At 62.3% G+C, this 18,715-nt stretch carries 17 protein-coding genes; 3 read left to right on the top strand and 14 right to left on the bottom strand.

Annotation, left to right across the window (positions count from 1 at the left end; all coding sequences use genetic code 11):
• Together FHS89_RS05275 and FHS89_RS05270 are read right to left on the bottom strand one after the other, a co-directional pair.
• A complete protein-coding gene (locus FHS89_RS05275) occupies window positions 1–993 on the bottom strand; it encodes a BMP family lipoprotein (RefSeq protein ID WP_184009289.1) in 993 nt (330 codons plus the stop codon).
• Window positions 994–1,099: 106 nt separating this feature from the next.
• On the bottom strand, window positions 1,100–1,873 hold the full coding sequence (locus tag FHS89_RS05270) for an SDR family NAD(P)-dependent oxidoreductase (RefSeq protein WP_184009288.1): 774 nt from the start codon (window positions 1,871–1,873) through the stop codon (window positions 1,100–1,102).
• A 114-nt stretch (window positions 1,874–1,987) separates the two neighbouring features.
• On the opposite strand from FHS89_RS05270, the gene FHS89_RS05265 reads away from it, so the two are divergent.
• The gene (locus FHS89_RS05265; RefSeq protein ID WP_184009286.1) at window positions 1,988–2,530 is read left to right on the top strand and encodes a TetR/AcrR family transcriptional regulator; all 543 of its coding nucleotides are present in this window, start codon (window positions 1,988–1,990) and stop codon (window positions 2,528–2,530) included.
• A 57-nt stretch (window positions 2,531–2,587) separates the two neighbouring features.
• On the opposite strand, the gene FHS89_RS05260 is transcribed toward FHS89_RS05265, so the two are convergent.
• The 4 genes from FHS89_RS05260 to FHS89_RS05245 form a co-directional block, all read right to left on the bottom strand.
• Window positions 2,588–3,580: a BMP family lipoprotein gene (locus FHS89_RS05260; protein ID WP_184009284.1), complete on the bottom strand. Its 993-nt coding sequence runs from the start codon at window positions 3,578–3,580 to the stop codon at window positions 2,588–2,590.
• A gap of 194 nt (window positions 3,581–3,774) precedes the next feature.
• Entirely contained in the window at window positions 3,775–5,172 is a 1,398-nt protein-coding gene (locus FHS89_RS05255; RefSeq protein WP_184009282.1) for a sigma-54-dependent transcriptional regulator, read from the bottom strand.
• The gene (locus FHS89_RS05250; protein ID WP_184009280.1) at window positions 5,169–5,963 is read right to left on the bottom strand and encodes a response regulator; all 795 of its coding nucleotides are present in this window, start codon (window positions 5,961–5,963) and stop codon (window positions 5,169–5,171) included. Before FHS89_RS05250 ends, FHS89_RS05255 begins: the two co-directional genes overlap by 4 nt.
• An 87-nt stretch (window positions 5,964–6,050) precedes the next feature.
• Window positions 6,051–6,791, bottom strand: coding sequence for a helix-turn-helix transcriptional regulator (locus tag FHS89_RS05245; RefSeq protein ID WP_184009278.1), 741 nt, complete (start codon window positions 6,789–6,791; stop codon window positions 6,051–6,053).
• 112 nt (window positions 6,792–6,903) lie between these two features.
• On the opposite strand from FHS89_RS05245, the gene FHS89_RS05240 reads away from it, so the two are divergent.
• Entirely contained in the window at window positions 6,904–7,260 is a 357-nt protein-coding gene (locus tag FHS89_RS05240; protein ID WP_184009276.1) for a VOC family protein, read from the top strand.
• Window positions 7,261–7,322: 62 nt separating this feature from the next.
• Here FHS89_RS05240 and FHS89_RS05235 read toward each other — a convergent pair whose 3' ends face one another.
• The 3 genes from FHS89_RS05235 to scpA form a co-directional block, all read right to left on the bottom strand.
• Window positions 7,323–9,215: a propionyl-CoA synthetase gene (locus tag FHS89_RS05235; RefSeq protein ID WP_184009273.1), complete on the bottom strand. Its 1,893-nt coding sequence runs from the start codon at window positions 9,213–9,215 to the stop codon at window positions 7,323–7,325.
• Window positions 9,216–9,568: 353 nt separating this feature from the next.
• Entirely contained in the window at window positions 9,569–11,857 is a 2,289-nt protein-coding gene (locus FHS89_RS05230) for an NADP-dependent malic enzyme (protein ID WP_184009271.1), read from the bottom strand.
• A gap of 302 nt (window positions 11,858–12,159) precedes the next feature.
• Window positions 12,160–14,292 carry a methylmalonyl-CoA mutase gene (gene scpA / locus FHS89_RS05225; protein WP_184009269.1) on the bottom strand — a complete coding sequence of 711 codons (2,133 nt, stop codon included), beginning with the start codon at window positions 14,290–14,292 and terminating at the stop codon, window positions 12,160–12,162.
• Window positions 14,293–14,400: 108 nt separating this feature from the next.
• Between scpA and FHS89_RS05220 the strand changes: the two genes are divergently transcribed.
• Window positions 14,401–14,784, top strand: a complete 384-nt coding sequence (locus FHS89_RS05220; protein WP_184009267.1) for a DUF4174 domain-containing protein — start codon at window positions 14,401–14,403, stop codon at window positions 14,782–14,784.
• Window position 14,785: 1 nt separating this feature from the next.
• Here the strand turns inward: FHS89_RS05220 and FHS89_RS05215 are convergent, their stop codons facing one another.
• From FHS89_RS05215 to FHS89_RS05195, 5 genes are all read right to left on the bottom strand, one after another.
• The gene (locus FHS89_RS05215; RefSeq protein WP_184009264.1) at window positions 14,786–15,664 is read right to left on the bottom strand and encodes an aldo/keto reductase; all 879 of its coding nucleotides are present in this window, start codon (window positions 15,662–15,664) and stop codon (window positions 14,786–14,788) included.
• A 39-nt stretch (window positions 15,665–15,703) separates the two neighbouring features.
• Complete coding sequence (locus tag FHS89_RS05210; protein ID WP_184009262.1) at window positions 15,704–17,698, bottom strand: acetyl-CoA carboxylase biotin carboxylase subunit; 1,995 nt, start codon at window positions 17,696–17,698, stop codon at window positions 15,704–15,706.
• Between the two features lie 90 nt (window positions 17,699–17,788).
• Complete coding sequence (locus tag FHS89_RS05205; RefSeq protein WP_184009260.1) at window positions 17,789–17,998, bottom strand: hypothetical protein; 210 nt, start codon at window positions 17,996–17,998, stop codon at window positions 17,789–17,791.
• A gap of 93 nt (window positions 17,999–18,091) precedes the next feature.
• Window positions 18,092–18,442, bottom strand: coding sequence for a hypothetical protein (locus tag FHS89_RS05200; protein ID WP_184009258.1), 351 nt, complete (start codon window positions 18,440–18,442; stop codon window positions 18,092–18,094).
• A gap of 25 nt (window positions 18,443–18,467) precedes the next feature.
• Window positions 18,468–18,689, bottom strand: coding sequence for a hypothetical protein (locus FHS89_RS05195; protein WP_184009256.1), 222 nt, complete (start codon window positions 18,687–18,689; stop codon window positions 18,468–18,470).
• Window positions 18,690–18,715: the final 26 nt, after the last annotated feature.

The raw sequence follows: 18,715 nt of genomic DNA, 5'->3' as shown, positions 1-18,715 counted from the left end.
CTACCCGCCCAGATAGGGGCAGGTGCCATCGGTGGTGAAATCATGCACGGCGCGCTGCCCGTTGATGATCTCGAACCCGGCATTTTCGATCTGTGCGACCATGCCGCCGCTCATCAGGCCGCTATTGTGCTGATCGACGGCAAAGCCGACGCCGCGATCTTCCAACCCCAGCGACTGGATACCACCGGTAAACGCGCCGTCCAGCGCATCCTGAAACGCGAAGAACACGGCGTAATCCACCTGCTTGAGCATGGAGGTCAGCACCCGGCCCGGCTGCATGTGGTTCTGGTTCATATCGACCCCGATGCCAAGGACGCCTGCATCGGCCACGGCCTGCAACACGCCCACTCCGGTGCCGCCCGACGCGTGATAGATGACATCCGCTCCATCCGCGATCTGCGCCTTGGCCAGCGCCTCACCCTTTTCAGGATCGTTGAACGCAGCGGGCGTGGTGCCCGTCATGTCCACAAGGATGCGCGTGTCGGGATCAACCGCCCGCACACCCCCGGCAAACCCGCAGGCAAAGCGGCGGATGATCGGGATATCCATGCCGCCGACAAACCCGACCGTGCCGCTCTCGCTCGACAGGGCTGCGGCCATGCCCACCAGATAGCTGCCCTCATGTTCCCGAAACACGACGGAGCGGACATTGGGGCGGTCCACGACCATGTCGATGATGGCAAAGGAGGTGTTGGGAAACTCACCCGCGACGATGTTGACCGCCTCGCCATAGTTGAAGCCGACCGCAACGATGGGGCCATGGCCCGCGCGCGCAAGCTCACGGATCACCGCGACCCGGTCGGCGCCTTCAGGCAGGGTCGCCTCCGCATAGGATTGACCAGTGATGTCCCGGAACAGTTCCGCGCCGTTAAAGGCGCTTTCGTTGAAGGAGGCATCGAATTTGCTTTCCCCGTCATAGACAACAGCAGGCCCATTGGCATGCACTGCGGCGGGGAACAGGATCGCGACGGCGATCAAAAGGCGGAGGATCATGGGATTTTCCAAAGTATTGCGACTGACAAGTGCGGGCAGATGCCGCAAGCGATATCGCAATGCAATGACAGTTCCATGATCCCGGGCAGCGACGTCGCGTCAGGCGTCAGCGTTCCTGCATATTGGCGGTCTGTTTGAGCATCATGCGGCGCGGCAGGAAGGGCATGATCCAGTTCAGGAGGAAGCGCAGCTTGGGATCGTTGATCACCACGAGCTTGCCCGCCATCATCGCGTCATAGCCGAACCGCGCGACATCCTTCGCCGTGGCCCCGGATTTGGTGAGCGGCGTGCCTTCCAGATCGGCGACCTTCGCGAATTCCGTCTCGACATAGCCGGGGGCGAGGGCCGTGCAGGTCACGCCCTTGCCGCGCAATTCCTGATCGACCGCTTGGCTGAACGAATTCACGAAAGCCTTGGTCGCGAAATAGACCGCCTGATTAGGCCCCGGCATGAAGCCCGCGGTAGAGCCGACATTGAGGATTTTGCCGCCACCTTGTGCGACCATATCGCGGCCGACGCGATGGGTAAGCGTCACCAGTGCCTTGACGTTGAGGTCGATCATCGCCTGCTCGTCCGCCAATGCACGCTCCGTATGCAGGCCGCGCCCGCCGAAACCTGCGTTGTTGATCAGGATGTTCACCTCCACGCCCAGCGCCTTGACCGCGTCGTAAAGCGCGTCGGCACCGCCCTCGGCCCCAAGGTCGAGCGCGATGACATGCGCCGTGATGCCATGGGCCGCCTCAAGCTCTGATTTGAGCGCGTTGAGCGCCTCCTCCCGCCGGGCGGTGAGGATCAGATCCCCCCCTTTGGACGCGTGATAGCGCGCGAATTCCGCGCCGATGCCAACGGACGCCCCGGTGATCAATGCTGTATTTGCCATGCTGTTTCCTTTTCCATTTCGCCAAGTCAACACTTGTTGACAGCATAGATAGGCGTGCTCTGATGCAAAGTCAACAGCCGTTGACATCACACCCGCGATCCGTAAATTCACCGCATGAAAGACGCCGAACACACCAAACAATCCCTGTTGGAGCATGGCCGCCGCCTGTTCTGGTCGCAGGGCTTTTCCAATGTCTCCGTCCGACAGGTGGCGCAGGCCGCGCAGGTCGATGTGGCGCTGATCTCCCGCTATTTCGGGTCAAAGCAAAAGCTGTTTGAGGCCACGATGGACGACCTGATCGGGTTCGATCTGGCGCAGGTTTCAAGCACGGAGGCGTTGATTGACCTTCTGGTGGATGTGTTTGCCACCACGCCCCGCGATGATGCCTGCCCGTCCAGCATCCAGATGATCCTCCTGAATGCCGGGGATGCGACGGTGGGGGCCACGGTGCGGCAGTGTTTTCAGGCGGAATGGCAGGCAGAGCTGGAACGGATCACCGGGGACGCGCAATCCGCCGCCCTGTTGAGTGCCGCCGTGTTTGGGATCAGCATCACCGAAAAGACGCTTCTGGTGCAGGGCTATCCGCGTCACGACACGCCGGAATATCGCGCTCTGTTGCGGCATCTGCTCAGCGCGGCGGCCGCCCCGCGTCGCTAGAGACGCAAAAGGCCCGCCCGATGGGCGGGCCTTCGCATTCAGTTGGGATCGTTCAAATCAGAACGGGCACGGGCCGTCGCTCATCACGTCATGCACGACGATCGCGCCGGTGGAGATGTCGTAGGCCGCCTGATAGACAGCCGCGAGCATCGCATCGTCCAGAAGCTCCGCGTTGTTCTCATCCACGGCGAAGCCGACGCCCCGCTGGGCAAGGCCATTGACGTTGAAGCCCGGCTCAAACTCGCCGTTCATCGCGTCCATGAAGGTATTGTAGACCGCGTTGTCCACACGCTTGAGCATGGAGGTCAGGACGGAGCCGGGGTGCATACCGTTCTGGTTCGAATCCACACCAATGCCGAGCTTGCCTGCATCCGCTGCCGCCTGAAGCACGCCTACACCGGTGCCGCCTGCGGCGTGATACACCACGTCAGCGCCTGCATCGATCTGCGCGCGGGTCAGTTCGGAGCCACGGGTCGGGTTGTTCCATGCGGACCCGTCGGTGCCGGTCATGTTCGCCAGAACCGTCGCATCCGGGTTTGCCGCTTTCACACCCTGTGCATAGCCGCACTGGAACCGCTGGATCAGCGGAATGTCCATGCCGCCCACGAAACCAACGGTGCCGGTCTCGGATGCCATGGCTGCCATCATCCCCACAAGGAAGGAGCCTTCATGCTCCTTGAACACGATGGAGCGGACATTCGGCTGGTCAACGACCATGTCCACAATCGCGAAATTGGTGTCCGGGAATTCTGCGGCGACCTTATCCACGGCGGAGCCATGCGAGAAGCCGATCGCGATGATCGGGTTATGGCCGTTGCGAGCAAAGCGGCGGAGCGCCTGCTCACGCTGCGCGTCATTCTGGATCTCGAAATCGCGATATTCGATTCCCGTCTCATCCTTGAACCGCTCTGCGCCCGTGAACGCGGCCTGGTTGAAGGATTGGTCATTGCGTCCGCCAAGGTCATAGACGACCGCCGGGTTGATATCCTGCGCATACGCTGCGAGTGCAACCATAGACGCGGCCGCCGCGGCAACCAGGGTCTTGAACATAGTGTATCCTCTCTGTTGTCGGTTGGCGCATCACGAAGATTCGGACGCGCCAAGGGTCTGACTGCCGCATGTTAGCGGCATGCGCGATACTGCACCCGATTCATTCGGGCCTTTCAAGGGCAAATCTGCCCGGTTTTGGGCAGACCCTTACGGCAATTACCAATTGTGACCGCCAATTGTGCAGTTTTGCGCGTTTATTCGGGGGAGGAGCCCCAAGCCTCTCGCTTGCGGTAAATCGTGGAGGGCGACACGCCCAGCATCGCCGCCGCGCGGGGGATCGAGCCGTCACAGGCGGTGATCGTGGCCTCGACAAATTTGCGCTCCACATCCGCGAGCGATTGGCCAACCAGCGCCTCTACCGGGTCGGTCGTGACCGAAGCCGCCGGGGCAGCATCGACCTGCGCTGTGACCCGGCCCGGCAGGGTTTGCCGGATTTCGAGCGGCAGCATGTCGAAGGTGACCTCCCCTCCTTCATGCAGCACCACCACGTTGCGCATCACGTTCAAAAGCTGGCGCACATTGCCCGGCCACGGATGGGTGCGGAACAGGGTGCGCACATCAGGCGACAGCCGGGTGAAGCTTTTGCCCTCCTCCGCCGCGAACCGGTGCAGCATTTCCGTCGCGATCAGGTTGGCATCATCACCGCGCATCCGCAAAGGCGGCATATGCACGGGCACGACATAAAGCCGGTAGTAGAGATCCTCGCGGAACCGCCCAGCCCGCACCTCTGCCGCCGGGTCGCGATTCGTTGCACAGACGATGCGCACATCCACCTTGCGCGGGCGCACGGCACCGACGGGCTGCACGGTGGAGGTCTGCAAGAACCGCAGGAGTTTTGTCTGGAGCGACAAATCCATCTCGCAAATCTCGTCAAGGAACAGTGTCCCGCCATCTGCGGCCATGGCCGCACCAACCTTGTCGGACACAGCACCGGTGAACGAGCCTTTCAGGTGTCCGAACACCTCCGATTCCAGCAGATCGCTCGGGATCGCACCGCAATTGAGCGGCACGAACGGCCCGCTCGCGCGGGGGGAGACATCATGGATCGCTTGTGCCGCGACCTCCTTACCCGTGCCGCTTTCGCCCGTGATGAACACGCTCGCGGTGGACCGCCCGATCAGCGTCAGCCGCTCGAACACGTCCTTCATCTCTTTCGACGCGCCGATAAAGCCGGTGAGCGCACCGCTTTGCGGGGCCTCAGCAGCCAAAGGCGGTGTCGCCCCCGCCTCCAACGCGGCCTGCGCGGTCGTCACCGCCGACAGGAGTCGATCCGCCTCAAATGGTTTGACGAGGAAATCCATCGCGCCTGCCTGCATCGCGGCCACGGCCCGATCAACGGAGGTGTTGCCCGTGACAACGATCACCCGCGTCGTGGGGGAGGCCGCGTGGATGTCGCGCAATATCTCCAGCCCGTCCCCATCGGGTAACATCATGTCGAGCACCACAATCGGATGATGCCCTTCGGCAAAGCGGATGCGCGCCCCCTCTGCCGTGGCGACCGCATCGACGCCAAACCCGGCCCGTGTGAGCAATGTCTCATAGAGCATCGACATGGAGGCCGTATCCTCCACCAGCAGGACAGGCAGGGTCATGCGCTGCCTCCGGCCTGCAACCGGGCAAGCATCGCAAGCTCCCGCTCCACGAATTCGAGAAGGGCTGCGATCTCCACCATCATCTCTGCGGTTTGGAGCGCGCAATCGGCGGCATCCTCGCCATGGGCGGCCTTGTTCAAAAGGCTCGCGCGCTCCTGAATGCCCGTGGCACCGACCGCGCCTGAAACACTCATCAGGATATGGGTTTGCGCGCGGATCGTGGTCTGGCTCAGCTCTGACGCGGGCACATCGAGTTTCGCGCGCACACCCAGAATGTCATCACGCACCTTGCTCAGCAGGATCGCCATGGAGGTGCGCCCGATGGCACCGACCAGCCCGGCATAGACCTCCGGGTTCAACGCCGTGCGGGCCTCCCGCATCCGGCGCTGCTCCATCAAGGTGAGAATACGGTCGCCAAAGGCGTCGCGCGCGCCGATGGGTTTGGGGATAAAGCCATCCGCACCCGCGTCGATGATCGGGGCGCGGTATTCTGCGGCACTGAACGCGGACACCGCGATCAGCGGAAGGTGACGCGCCCCATCCCCGCGCGACCGGATCGCGCGCACCATCTCCAGCCCTGACATGCGCGGCATCTCGATATCCAAGAGGACAAGGTCGAACGCGTCCTGCGCCGATTGCATCGCGTCGATACAATGCAATCCCTCCTCCCCGTCATTGGCGACCATGACGCGCGCGCCCAAAGACACGAGCATCTCCCGCGCGACCATCTGGTTCACGGTATTGTCCTCGACCAGAAGCACATGCAATCCGTGCAGCGCGGGCTGGGTCATTGGGGCCTCGTTCCTGTCATGGCAAGCGTGCTGGGTAATGTCGGTGGTTTGCGGCTGTGTTGCAAGATGCGAATCCTCGCGCCGCCTTCAGGCCACCGGCGACAGGTCATCCTCCGTCAGGGAGGGCGCGAAATGGTCTTTCGGCAGAACCTGAAACTGTGTTCCTTCCCGCGTGGCCCGCAGAACCCGATCACACCGGAACGTGCGTGGTCCTGCCCGCAGTCGATCCATCGCGACGATGTACCAGATGGGATATTTCAGCAGCAGATAATGTGGCTCGATCACCCGTGTCGAGACCGCGCCATCTTCCCTTCGATACCGTATGTCCAACCGCTCCCGCTCAACAAATGCCTGATGCAGGGTTTGTACCACTCGTTTCGGCAGTGTCTCAGCACTTGCTTGCACAAAGGGAGAGGCAGTTACCCCGATCAGGATGCGCGATTTCAGGCGGTTCACCCGCGCGCGTTTCTCAGGCGAGAAGGACGCCACCAATTGCCGCTGCACCGCCCCCAGATTGGCAAGAAACATCGGGGAGTTCATCCGCTCCGCCACCGCGATACTGATTAACAGGTCCACGGCCTCGGCATAGGACAGGTTCAAGCGCCCCACGCCCCAATTGCGATCAAGCCGCACGCCCCCGCCGCGGCCGCGATCCGCGTCAATCTGCATCCCCTGCTCCCGCATCAACGCCAAATCGCGCGTGATGGTGCGCAAACTGACCCCATGCAGCGCCGCAAGGTCTTTGGCCGTGCAATGAGTGTCCTGCTTGAGTTGCACGGCGAGGCTCTCAAGCCGTTTGAGCCGATCATATGCATTCGCGCGCGCCATCAGACAAATAAGCCATAAAATGACCTATTCGGCAATATCACACGAGCAGCGGCCAGCGCCCCTGGGGTCAGGCGGGCCGCAAATCACTGATTTACCGACTGGAGAAAACAGCATGAAAATGAATTATTGCGTCGTGGGCACCAACGACATGGAGGCCGCAACCTCCTTTTATTCCGCGCTTTTTGCGCAGGCCGAGCTTGCCACGATGTTCCCGACTGACCGGATGACCTATTGGATCGGGGTCGATTTTGCCTTCGCAGTGGCAAAACCCTTCGACGGGCAGCCCTCAACGCGTGGCAATGGGACGATGGTCGGGTTCAATGTCGGCATACCCGAGGAGGTGAACCGACTGCACGCCTTGGCGCTCACACTGGGTGGCACGAACGAGGGCGATCCGGGCCAGCGAGGGCCGAAATATTCGGCCTATCTGCGGGACCTTGATGGCAACAAGATCTGCCTGTCAGACTGACCCTTGGTCGAATGCCCTCCCCTGCGCAATTAACAGGGGAGGGCCGCGTTTTTGTCAGGTGCCTACTTGGCGTAGCCCAAGCCCTGCACCGCCGCGCGGATTTCGTCCAGAATAGCCGGATCATCAATCGTGGCGGGCATCTTGTAGGGTTCACCATCTGCGATCTTGGCCATGATCCCACGCAGGATCTTGCCCGAGCGGGTTTTGGGCAGGCGGTCCACCACCACGGCGAGTTTGAACGCCGCGACCGGGCCGATCTGGTCGCGCACAAGTTTGACGCATTCCTTGACCACGTCCTCCGCGCCACGCTCGGATGAGGACGAATTGAGACACAGAAAGCCCATGGGCAATTGCCCCTTCAGCTCATCCGCCACACCAATCACGGCGCATTCCGCAACATCGGGATGGGCTGCGAGCACCTCCTCCATCGCGCCCGTGCTCAGACGGTGGCCCGCCACGTTGATGACGTCATCGGTGCGCGCCATGATGTAGAGGTAGCCGTCATCGTCCATCATCCCCGCATCACCCGTCTCATAATAGCCGGGGAAGGTGGTGAGGTAGGATTTGCGGAACCGCTCTTCAGCATTCCACAGCGTTGGCAGCGTGCCCGGTGGCAGCGGCAGCTTTACGCAGACCGCGCCCAATTCGCCCGGCTTCATCGGATGCCCGCCCTCATCAAGGATTTGCACATCATAGCCCGGCATCGGAACAGAGGGCGATCCGGCCTTGACCGGCAGCGGCTCCAGCCCCATCGGGTTGGCGGCAATGGCAAAGCCCGTCTCGGTCTGCCACCAATGGTCAATCACCGGGACGCCAAGCTGATCCTCGGTCCAGTGCAAGGTGTCGGGATCGCAGCGTTCGCCTGCGAAATACATCGTCTTGAGGCAGGAGAGGTCGTATTTCTTGACGAACTCGCCCGCACTATCGACCCGCTTGATCGCGCGGAATGCGGTCGGCGCGGTGAAGAAGCTCTTGACCTTGTGCTCCGAGATAACCCGCCAGAAAGTGCCCGCATCGGGCGTGCCCACCGGCTTGCCCTCAAACACCACCGTGGTGCAGCCCGCCAGAAGCGGCGCGTAGCAGATATAGCTGTGCCCCACGACCCAGCCGACATCGGACGCGGCCCAGAACACATCGCCCGCCTCGACATCGTAGATGTTCTTCATAGTCCAATGCAGCGCCACCATGTGCCCGCCGCTTGGCCGCACGACGCCTTTCGGCGCGCCGGTCGTGCCGGAGGTATAGAGGATATAGACAGGATCGGCGCCGCCCACCGGCACGCAGGGCGCGGGTGTGGCCGCGGCGACCTCATCGGCCCAATCGAAATCCCGGCCCGGCGTCAGCGCCGCTGGCTCCTGTTCGCGCTGATGGATGATGCAGAATTCAGGTTTGTGCGCAGATTGCGCGATCGCATCGTCAAGGAGCGGTTTGTAATGCACGACCCGCCCCGGCTCGATCCCGCAAGAGCCCGCGATGATCGCCTTGGGGGCCGCGTCATCAATCCGCACGGCCAGTTCATGCGCCGCAAAGCCGCCAAACACGACCGAGTGGATGGCCCCGATCCGTGCGCAAGCGAGCATTGCCATCACGGCCTGCGGAACCATTGGCATATAGATGATGACCCGGTCGCCCTTGACCACGCCGCGCGCGGTGAGCGCACCTGCGAGCCGCGCGACCTCGTCCTGCAACTCAGCATAGGAGATGTGGCGGATCGTGTCCGTCACCGGGCTGTCATAGATGATCGCGGTCCGGTCGCCATGCCCGGCCTCCACATGCCGGTCTACAGCGTTATAGCAGGTGTTGCCGACCGCATCGCCAAACCACTCATAAAGCGGGGCATTCGCGTCATTCAGAGCCTTGGTCGGGGGGGTGTCCCAGTCGATGGCCTTTGCAGCATCAAGCCAGAACGCCTCAGGATCGGCGCGCCACGCGCCATAGACCTCTTTATATCCCATGATCGTTTCCTCACGATATTTGTTAAGGATGCATCGCGGGAACCGGCCCTAATCCACGCGCGCTGCCTGTTATTCTACTGGGAAACTCTGCCCGCAAACCGTGGTGAATGGAAGCACCCCTTTGGCATCGTCAGAACGCATACCAGCGCGCCCGGAATCAAGCCGCAGGCGCCGGGCGCTCGTCGGACCGGCCCCTCGGTCCGACGATTTTGCGCTCAGAGCACTCCGCTGATCCGTTTGCAGACAGGGCATCCATAAATGTCTCTGCTCATGGGTTGGATCGTCGCCCCCCGGCCCGCCGACCGCCCTGCTCCTGTTTCGCTGTCGAAGAAAGGCAGCGCCAGTCGGCTTGGTTATCCGTACTGATGCACCGGCGTTCCCGCCAGCGCGGCGATGTTCAGCAGCCCCCGTGCGGTAATCGAGGGGGTCACGATATGGGCGCGGTTGCCCATGCCCATCAGGATAGGTCCCACTTCCAGCCCGCCCGCTTTCATCTTGAGCACGTTGCGCACCCCGGATGCCGCATCCGCATTGGCAAAGATCAGCACATTCGCCGCCCCTTCCAGCCGGGAACAGGGCAGATAGCGCGCGCGCAATTCGGGGTCGAGCGCGCTGTCGGAATGCATCTCTCCCTCATAGACGAAATCGCAGCCCTTGGCGTCCAGAATGGCAAGCGCCTCCCGCATCCGTTGGCCGCTTTCGGTGTTGAGGTTGCCGAACTGGCTGTGCGAGCAAAGCGCGATTTTCGGCTCCAACCCGAAACGCCGGACATGGCGCGCAGCCCCCACCGTGATATCCGCGATCTCCTGCGCGGTCGGCTCCGGGTTCACATGGGTGTCCGCGATGAACAGCGAACCGGTCTCAAGGATCATCAAGGACAGCGCCCCCACCGGGTGCAGCCCGCCCGTGCCGAGGATCTGCTCGATATAGTTGAGGTGCCATAGATACTGCCCGAACGTGCCGCAGATCAGGCTGTCCGCATCGCCCTGCTGCACCGCGACCGCGCCAATCGCGGTGGTGTTGGTGCGCATGATCGCGCGGGCAAGGTCGGGGGCCACGCCACGCCGCGCCATGATGGTGTGATAGGTGTTCCAATAGTCACGATAGCGCGGGTCATTCTCGGGGTTGATCACCTGAATTTCCGAGGCGCTGACGGATGGGATACCCGCCCGCTCGCAGCGCATTTCGATCACGTCGGGACGACCGATCAGGATCGGCTTGTCCACCGTTTCCTCCGTCATGGCGAAGGCGGCGCGCAGCACCCGCTCATCCTCCCCTTCGGCGAAGATGATGCGGCGGCTATCGTTGCGCGCGGCCTCAAACACCGGTTTCATGATCAGCGCGGATTTATAGACTGAACCGTCGAGTTTCGCCTTATAGGCCTCAAGATCGTCCAAGGGGCGCGTCGCCACGCCAGATTCCATCGCAGCTTTCGCCACCGCACCTGCGACCACGGCCAACAGGCGCGGATCGAACGGTTTTGGGATGAGGTATTCGGGGCCAAAAGTCAGCTTTTCGCCCTGATAGGCCGCTGCGGCCTCCGCCGAGGAGGACGCGCGCGCCAATTCCGCAATCCCTTCGACACAGCCGATTTTCATCGCGTCATTGATGTCCGTCGCACCGACGTCGAGCGCCCCGCGAAAGATGAACGGGAAACACAGCACGTTGTTCACTTGGTTCGGGTAATCCGAGCGGCCGGTGGCGATGATCGCATCGGGCTTCACCGCGCGCGCGGCGGCGGGGTCAATCTCAGGGTTGGGGTTGGCCAGCGCGAGGATAATGGGCGCATCCGCCATCTTGGCGACCATATCGGGCTTCAACACATTGGGGCCTGACAGGCCAAGGAACAGGTCCGCCCCGTCGATCACGTCGTCCAGTGTGCGCGGTCCACCCGGCTGCGCATAGGCGGCCTTCTGCTCCGTCATGTCCTCCGTCCGGCCCTCATGCACAAGGCCGTGCAGATCGCACAGGAACACATTTTCGCGCCGCACGCCCAGCGTCAGCAGCATGTTGAGGCAGGCAATCCCCGCCGCCCCGCCGCCCGTTGAGACGACCTTAATGTCCTCCCATTTCCGGTTTGTCAGGCGCAGCGCGTTGGTTGCCGCAGCCCCCACGACAATCGCGGTGCCGTGCTGATCGTCGTGAAATACGGGGATATTCATCCGCTCCCGACACAGTTTTTCGACGATAAAGCAATCGGGCGCCTTGATATCCTCAAGGTTGATCGCGCCAAAGGTCGGCTCCATCGCGGTGACGATATCTGCGAGTTTATGCGGGTCCGGCTCGTTCAATTCGATATCGAAACAGTCGATATTGGCAAATTTCTTGAACAGGACGGCCTTGCCCTCCATCACCGGTTTCGACGCCAGCGCCCCGATATTGCCCAAGCCCAACACGGCGGAGCCATTGGTGACCACCGCCACCAGATTGCCACGAGAGGTATAGCGGGGGGCCGTCGCCGGGTCGGCCTTGATCTCAAGGCAGGCCTCCGCCACGCCCGGTGAATAGGCGCGCGCCAGATCGCGCTGATTGGCGAGCGGTTTGGTCGCGCGGATCTCAAGCTTACCGGGGCGGGGGAATTCGTGATAATCGAGGGCTGCTTGACGGTTCGCATCATCTGCTGGGCTGCGATCATTGCTCATACTGGCGTCTCCCCACGCGTGGATTTTGGTTTGATGTGATTGGTCATGTCAGGGCGATCCGCGCAAGTCCACATTTTCATTTTTGGAAACGTATTTTGCAGGATGGAAGGGTGATGGGTCGGGTTCGACACAACCGCGCCCATTTGTTGCGCCCCTTCCCACATAGGGCCGCGCCCTCCCTCAGGGCGCGGCAACCTCATCGCCTCATCGCAGATGATCTATCAAACTGGCCAGACGGCCCCGCCCCTTGATCGGGCGCGGCCCGGTGCAAGATGTGCGCGCATCCGGGCCATCAAGGGCGCCTAACCGCGCGCCTCTCGGATCAGGTCGAGGATGTTGCGCGCGGCATCGGGGATGTTCGTGCCGGGGCCGAAGATCGCCTTGACCCCCGCGCCATAGAGGAACTCATAGTCCTGATGTGGGATGACCCCGCCACAGACCACGAGGATATCCCCCGCGCCCTTGGCCTTCAAAGCCTCCACCAGTTTCGGGGCCAGCGTTTTGTGCCCTGCTGCCTGTGAACTGATCCCGATGACATGCACGTCATTGTCCACCGCGTCCTGCGCAGCCTCATCGGGCGTCTGGAACAAGGGACCAACATCCACATCAAAGCCGATATCGGCAAAGGCGGTCGCGATGACCTTGGCCCCCCGGTCGTGACCGTCCTGTCCCATCTTGACCACGAGCATCCGGGGGCGGCGGCCCTCCTCTTCGGCAAAGGTATCGACGTCTTTCTGGATCTGGGCAAAGCCCTCATCGCCCTCATAGGCCGCGCCATAGACGCCGGCGAGGGTTTTGACCTCCGCCCGGTGGCGACCGAATGCTTTTTCCATGGCCATGCTGATCTCTCCTACGGTTGCGCGGGCGCGGGCGGCCTCCACGGCCAGTTCGAGCAGATTGCCCTCTCCGGTGCTGGCGGCCTGCTCAAGTGCGGCAAGCGCACCATCGCAGGCCGCCTGATCGCGGGATGCACGCGTGCGCGTGATCCGGGCGATCTGGGCGTCACGCACGGCGGCATTGTCGATATCGAGGATGTCGATCTCATCCTCTTTCTCCAGCCGATATTTATTGACCCCCACGATCACTTCCGTCCCGAGGTCGATATCGGCCTGACGGCGGGCCGCTGTCTCCTCGATCCGCAATTTGGGCATGCCAGAGGCGACAGCCTTGGTCATGCCGCCCATCTCCTCGACCTCTTCGATCAGCTTCCACGCGGCATCGGCCAGATCGGCGGTGAGTTTTTCGACGTAATACGAGCCTGCCAGCGGATCGACCACATTCGTGACCCCGGTTTCCTCTTGAAGGATCAACTGGGTGTTGCGCGCAATCCGGGCTGAAAAGTCCGTTGGCAGCGCAATCGCCTCATCGAGCGCATTGGTGTGCAGGGATTGTGTGCCGCCCAACACCGCCGCCATCGCCTCATAGGCAGTGCGCACGACGTTGTTATAGGGATCCTGCTCTTGCAGGCTCACGCCGCTGGTCTGGCAATGGGTGCGCAGCATCGAAGATTTCGGGTCTTTCGGCTCAAACTCCGACATGATCCGATGCCACAAAAGGCGGGCGGCGCGCAGCTTGGCCGCTTCCATGAAGAAATTCATGCCAATGGCAAAAAAGAACGAGAGCCGCCCGGCGAAGCGGTCCACATCCATGCCCCTGTCAATCGCGGCGCGCACATATTCGCGCCCATCGGCAAGCGTGAACGCAAGCTCCTGCACGAGGTTCGCACCTGCCTCCTGCATGTGATAGCCGCTGATCGAGATGGAGTTGAATTTCGGCATCTCATTGGAGGTGTATTCGATGATGTCCGCGATGATCCGCATCGAAGGCTCCGGCGGATAGATATAGGTGTTGCGGACCATGAACTCCTTGAGGATGTCGTTCTGGATCGTGCCTGACAGCTTGGCGCGGTCCACGCCCTGTTCCTCTCCGGTCACGATGAAATTGGCGAGGATCGGGATCACCGCGCCGTTCATCGTCATGGAGACAGAGACTTTTTCGAGCGGAATGCCGTCAAAGAGGATTTTCATGTCCTCGACACTGTCGATGGCAACGCCCGCCTTGCCCACATCGCCCTCAACCCGGGGATGGTCACTGTCATAGCCGCGATGGGTCGCCAGATCGAAGGCGACGGACACGCCCTGCTGCCCGGCGGCCAATGCCTTGCGGTAGAACGCATTGGATTCCTCTGCCGTCGAAAACCCCGCATATTGCCGGATCGTCCAGGGGCGGCCTGCATACATCGTGGCCTTTGGCCCACGGGTGAAGGGGGCAAAGCCGGGCAGACTGCCCAGATGATCCACACCCTCCAGATCCTCGACCGTATAGACCGGCTGCACGTCGATCCCTTCGAGCGTTTTCCATGTCAGATCATCGAGGGGACGGCCGCGCAATTCCTTCTCGGCCAGTTTCTTCCAGTCGTCACGGGATTGGGTCATATCAGGGCCTCCGTCATGGCAAACCGGTTGGCTTGCGCAAAAGTGATGCACACCCCTCGCCGGACGGGCATTTTATGCCTATGTCCTAGCCCAAGGGAGATGCCTGTAATGAATAGACTTGTTTTCGTTTTGATCGCGGCTTTGATGCCGCTGGGCGCATGGGCACAAGTGGCCCCGCTGGATGAATACCGGTGGGTCGCGCGGCCCATCGTGGTGTTTGCCGACAGCCCGCTTGATCCGCGCGTCGCGCAACAGGTGCAGGCGCTTGAGGCACGGCAGGCGGAGTTGGACGAGCGTGACGTGATCGTCATCGTCGACACCGAAGCGGACAGCGCATTGCGCCGCGCGCTGCGACCCCGCGATTTCCAGTTCGTGCTGATTGGCAAAGATGGCGAGGTGAAATACCGCAAACCCGATCCTGTCAGCGTGCGCGAGATCATCCGGCTCATCGACCGGATGCCGCTACGCCAGCAGGAGATTGGGCGCGACTGACTCACGGCATCCGCTCCCCAAGGCTGGCCTCAAGGATAGCGTACCATTCCGCACGGCTCAGATTGAGGGACCAGACATCGGCGCTGGCCGTGATGCGCGCAGGGTTTTGGCTGCCGATGAGCGCGATGGGCAGGCTTGGATGCATCAGCACCCACGCAAGGGCGACCAGGTCCGGGCGGCTCTCATGCGCCTGTGCCACCTCCGCAAGCTTAGCGGTGAGCGCTGGATCGCCCTGCCCTGTTGCAAGCGCCCCACCCGCCAAGGGGGACCATGCCATGACGGCCATCCCCGCCTCCATCGCGTGATCGAGTGTTCCGTCATAAAGCGGCACGGTGTGGGCTGCTGAAAATTCCGGTTGGGTCGCAGCAAGCGGAAAGTCGAGATGCGCCTGAAGCGCGCGGGCTTGCGCGGGTGTGTAGTTTGACACGCCCACCTCCCGCACCTTGCCCGCAGCGCGCAACCGCGTCAGCCCGTCCGCCACCTGAGCCGGATGGGTGAGAAAATCGGGGCGGTGGATCAGAAAGAGGTCAATCACATCGGTGCGCAGCCGCCGCAGGGACGCTTCACAACTGTCCAACAGATGTGCGGCCCGGCTATCATAGGGCATCGGCGGCGTGATCCCGGCCTTCGTCACCAGCGTCACCTGCCCCCGCAACGCGGGATCGGCGGCGAACACATCACCAAGCCGCGCCTCCGCATCGCCGAAGCCTTCGGCCCCGAAGCCATAGATCGGCGCGGTGTCAAAGAGGGTCATCCCCGCATCAAGCGCCGCCCCGACCTTCGCCGCTGCGTCCCGCAACGACGATCCGGCAAAGCGCCAGCAGCCATAGCCAAGGCGGTTCACCTCCAGAGCGCCAATATGGCAGGTGGGGGTCAGCATGTGTCCGCCCCCCGAGCCCTATGGCGCGCAAGGATCATCTTATTCGAACTCCATGATCACATCGTCCACGGCAAGCGATGTGCCCGCTTCGGCGTTGATCTTGCTCACCACGCCCTTCTTTTCGGCGCGCAGGACGTTTTCCATCTTCATCGCCTCGACGGTACAGAGCGCCTGACCCTCCTGCACCTCTTCGCCTTCCGCGACGGCGATATTCACCACCAGACCGGGCATCGGGCAAAGCAGCATTTTGGAGGTGTCGGCTGGCACCTTCTCTGGCATCAGTTCGGCCAATTCGGCATGGCGTGGGGTGCGCACGAACACGCGCCGCGACGCACCGCGATAGCGCATGGTGTAGCCGTCGGTCGCGGGAGCCACCTTGATCGGCATCGGGGTGCCATCGACGCCCGCATGGATCAGAAGATCCCCGGGGCACCAGCTTTCCAGATCAATGGTAAAGGTCTCCTCCCCGATGGTCACGGCGAACAGCCAATCGCCGCGATCCGCGACCACAGCCTCAAACCGGCTGTCACCCATCGTGACGACCCAATCGCCCCCCACGACATTGCCGCGCCCTGCCATGGCACCGCTGATCTGTGCGGCGCGGCGCGCCTCCACGAGATTGGCGGCGGCGGCCACGGCGGCGAGCCGGGTTTCCTGCGCGACGGAGAGCGGCGCCCCCTCGAAGCCGTCGGGATATTCCTCCGCGATGAACGCGGTCGTGATCTCCCCTGATACAAAGCGCGGATGATCCATCACCGCACTGAGGAAGGGCAGGTTGTGGCCGATCCCCTCCACCTCGAACATATCGAGCGCGAGGCGCATTTCCTCAATCGCTTGGCCCCGATCCGGACCCCATGTGCAAAGCTTGGCGATCATCGGGTCGTAATACATGCTGATCTCGCCGCCCTCAAAGACGCCGGTGTCGTTGCGCACCTTCTGATCCACTTCCGCCGGGGGGCGGTAGCGGGTCAGCCGCCCGATGGAGGGCAGGAAATTGCGGAACGGATCCTCGGCATAAAGGCGGCTTTCAATCGCCCAGCCATTGATGCCGATATCCTCCTGCTTGAGGGACAATTCCTCCCCTGCCGCGACGCGGATCATCTGCTCCACCAGATCGACACCGGTGATGAGTTCGGTCACTGGATGCTCCACCTGCAAACGGGTGTTCATCTCAAGGAAATAGAAGTTTCGGTCGCCATCCACGATGAATTCCACGGTCCCGGCGGAGCAGTAATCGACCGCCTTGGCAAGCGCCACGGATTGCTCCCCCATTGCCTTGCGTGTCGCTTCGTCAAGGAAGGGCGATGGCGCCTCTTCGATAACCTTCTGGTTGCGCCGCTGGATGGAGCATTCCCGCTCGTTGAGGTAGATGCAGTTGCCGTGTTGATCGCCCAGAACCTGAATTTCGATATGGCGCGGCTGGGTCACGAATTTCTCGATGAAAATCCGGTCATCGCCAAAGCTGTTGGCGGCTTCCGATTTCGACAGGGCGAAGCCTTCGCGCGCCTCGTCGTCAGTCCATGCGATCCGCATCCCCTTGCCACCACCGCCGGCGCTGGCCTTGATCATCACGGGATAGCCGATTTCATTCGCAATCTTGACCGCGTGTTCCGCGTCATCAATCAGCCCCATATAGCCGGGCACGGTGCTGACGCCTGCTTCTGCGGCGAGCTTTTTGGAGGTGATCTTGTCTCCCATCGCCTCAATCGCGCCTGTGGGCGGACCGATGAAGGCGACACCCTCTTTCGCGAGCGCTTGGGCAAATTCGGCCCGCTCCGACAGGAAGCCATAGCCGGGATGCACCGCGTCCGCGCCCGATTGGCGCACGGCCTCCATGATCTTGTCGATCACGATATAGGACTGGTTGGCGGGTGCGGGGCCGATATGAATGGCCTCATCCGCCATCCGCACATGCAGCGCATGTGCATCCGCATCGGAATACACGGCGACCGTCTTGATCCCCATCTTGCGCGCGGATTTGATGACGCGGCAGGCGATCTCGCCCCGGTTTGCGATAAGGATTTTCTGGATCATGTGGCACCGTCCGTGATGAAGGCATGACAAGGGGCGCGGCCAGACGGGCCACGCCGATTGAGCGGGATCAGGGCGGTCACGGGCCGGGAATTATTCCCAGATCGGCCGCCCAAGGTTGAGTTCGTCTGAATCGGTAAGCGCACCAACGCCCGCGCCAATCGCGACCGCCGGGAACAGCGCCCCGCCCACCGCAACCGCGCCCGCGGTCCCGATAAGCCCGCCTGACGCGGCCCGGTCACCCGTGGATGTACCACAGGCCGCAAGGCCAATGAGCAAAAGTGCAGCAAGTGTCGTTCGCATGACATACCCCCAAAGCTTGTCTCACGCCCCATGATGGAGCGGGACAGCGCCGGGATTGGCAAGGGGATATGGGCGACACCGCGGCGCATCCGATCACTCAAAGAACTCAAGGTCGGGAAATGAGCGGTTCATCGCCTCAACGTCGATCCGCAACAGCGCGTCATAGGACGCGGGATCGAATGGCTCCTCCGCGGGGATGACTTCGCGCCCGAACAGCCAACTCAAGCGGCCCGCATCAAGGTTGCCGCGCTCGAACGGCTCCTCCCCGAAATGGTCCCACAACGCTTTCATGAAGCCCTGATCGGCATCCCGATCCGGGCCGCGCCGGTCCGCGTGACGCTCTCGCGCCTTGAGCGGCGTGGCACCCGCCTTGTTCGCGCGACGAATGACGAATTGAAAATCGGTGCCGCGTAGGCGGCCCGGAAATCCACGGTGTTTCAGCATGACAGCCCCTCTTGCGGGGCTGCGGTCACTCCTCGCCCAGCCCCATCACGGCGATGCCCATATTCACGGCCCCCGTGGTCAATGCTGTCTGAAAGAACAGGATCGCGGTGGCAAGACCCGTCTGATCCGTGGCCAGCAGATCGCCCAGGCCAAGCAGGTTGAACCAGATCGCCGCAAGCAGCAGCGCGCACCCGATCGCCATGCCATTGGCCGCGTGATAAATCATGAATTTCACCAGTTTCGGCATGGCGCGCCCTCCCATATTGCACAAGG

This window comes from Rubricella aquisinus, assembly GCF_014199445.1.
GTDB lineage: Bacteria > Pseudomonadota > Alphaproteobacteria > Rhodobacterales > Rhodobacteraceae > Rubricella > Rubricella aquisinus.
This window is presented reverse-complemented; position numbering and strand designations above follow the sequence as displayed.

Bases quoted from the DNA above. Each gene is read 5' to 3' on its own strand.
- FHS89_RS05195 (WP_184009256.1), bottom strand. From the start codon at position 18,689: ATGCCGAAACTGGTGAAATTCATGATTTATCACGCGGCCAATGGCATG.
- FHS89_RS05215 (WP_184009264.1), bottom strand. From the start codon at position 15,664: ATGCTGACCCCCACCTGCCATATTGGCGCTCTGGAGGTGAACCGCCTT.
- FHS89_RS05220 (WP_184009267.1), top strand. From the start codon at position 14,401: ATGAATAGACTTGTTTTCGTTTTGATCGCGGCTTTGATGCCGCTGGGC.
- FHS89_RS05265 (WP_184009286.1), top strand. From the start codon at position 1,988: ATGAAAGACGCCGAACACACCAAACAATCCCTGTTGGAGCATGGCCGC.
- FHS89_RS05260 (WP_184009284.1), bottom strand. From the start codon at position 3,580: ATGTTCAAGACCCTGGTTGCCGCGGCGGCCGCGTCTATGGTTGCACTC.
- FHS89_RS05270 (WP_184009288.1), bottom strand. From the start codon at position 1,873: ATGGCAAATACAGCATTGATCACCGGGGCGTCCGTTGGCATCGGCGCG.
- FHS89_RS05230 (WP_184009271.1), bottom strand. From the start codon at position 11,857: ATGAGCAATGATCGCAGCCCAGCAGATGATGCGAACCGTCAAGCAGCC.
- FHS89_RS05250 (WP_184009280.1), bottom strand. From the start codon at position 5,963: ATGACCCAGCCCGCGCTGCACGGATTGCATGTGCTTCTGGTCGAGGAC.
- FHS89_RS05245 (WP_184009278.1), bottom strand. From the start codon at position 6,791: ATGGCGCGCGCGAATGCATATGATCGGCTCAAACGGCTTGAGAGCCTC.
- FHS89_RS05210 (WP_184009262.1), bottom strand. From the start codon at position 17,698: ATGATCCAGAAAATCCTTATCGCAAACCGGGGCGAGATCGCCTGCCGC.
- FHS89_RS05205 (WP_184009260.1), bottom strand. From the start codon at position 17,998: ATGCGAACGACACTTGCTGCACTTTTGCTCATTGGCCTTGCGGCCTGT.
- FHS89_RS05200 (WP_184009258.1), bottom strand. From the start codon at position 18,442: ATGCTGAAACACCGTGGATTTCCGGGCCGCCTACGCGGCACCGATTTT.
- FHS89_RS05275 (WP_184009289.1), bottom strand. From the start codon at position 993: ATGATCCTCCGCCTTTTGATCGCCGTCGCGATCCTGTTCCCCGCCGCA.
- FHS89_RS05235 (WP_184009273.1), bottom strand. From the start codon at position 9,215: ATGGGATATAAAGAGGTCTATGGCGCGTGGCGCGCCGATCCTGAGGCG.
- scpA (WP_184009269.1), bottom strand. From the start codon at position 14,292: ATGACCCAATCCCGTGACGACTGGAAGAAACTGGCCGAGAAGGAATTG.
- FHS89_RS05255 (WP_184009282.1), bottom strand. From the start codon at position 5,172: ATGACCCTGCCTGTCCTGCTGGTGGAGGATACGGCCTCCATGTCGATG.
- FHS89_RS05240 (WP_184009276.1), top strand. From the start codon at position 6,904: ATGAAAATGAATTATTGCGTCGTGGGCACCAACGACATGGAGGCCGCA.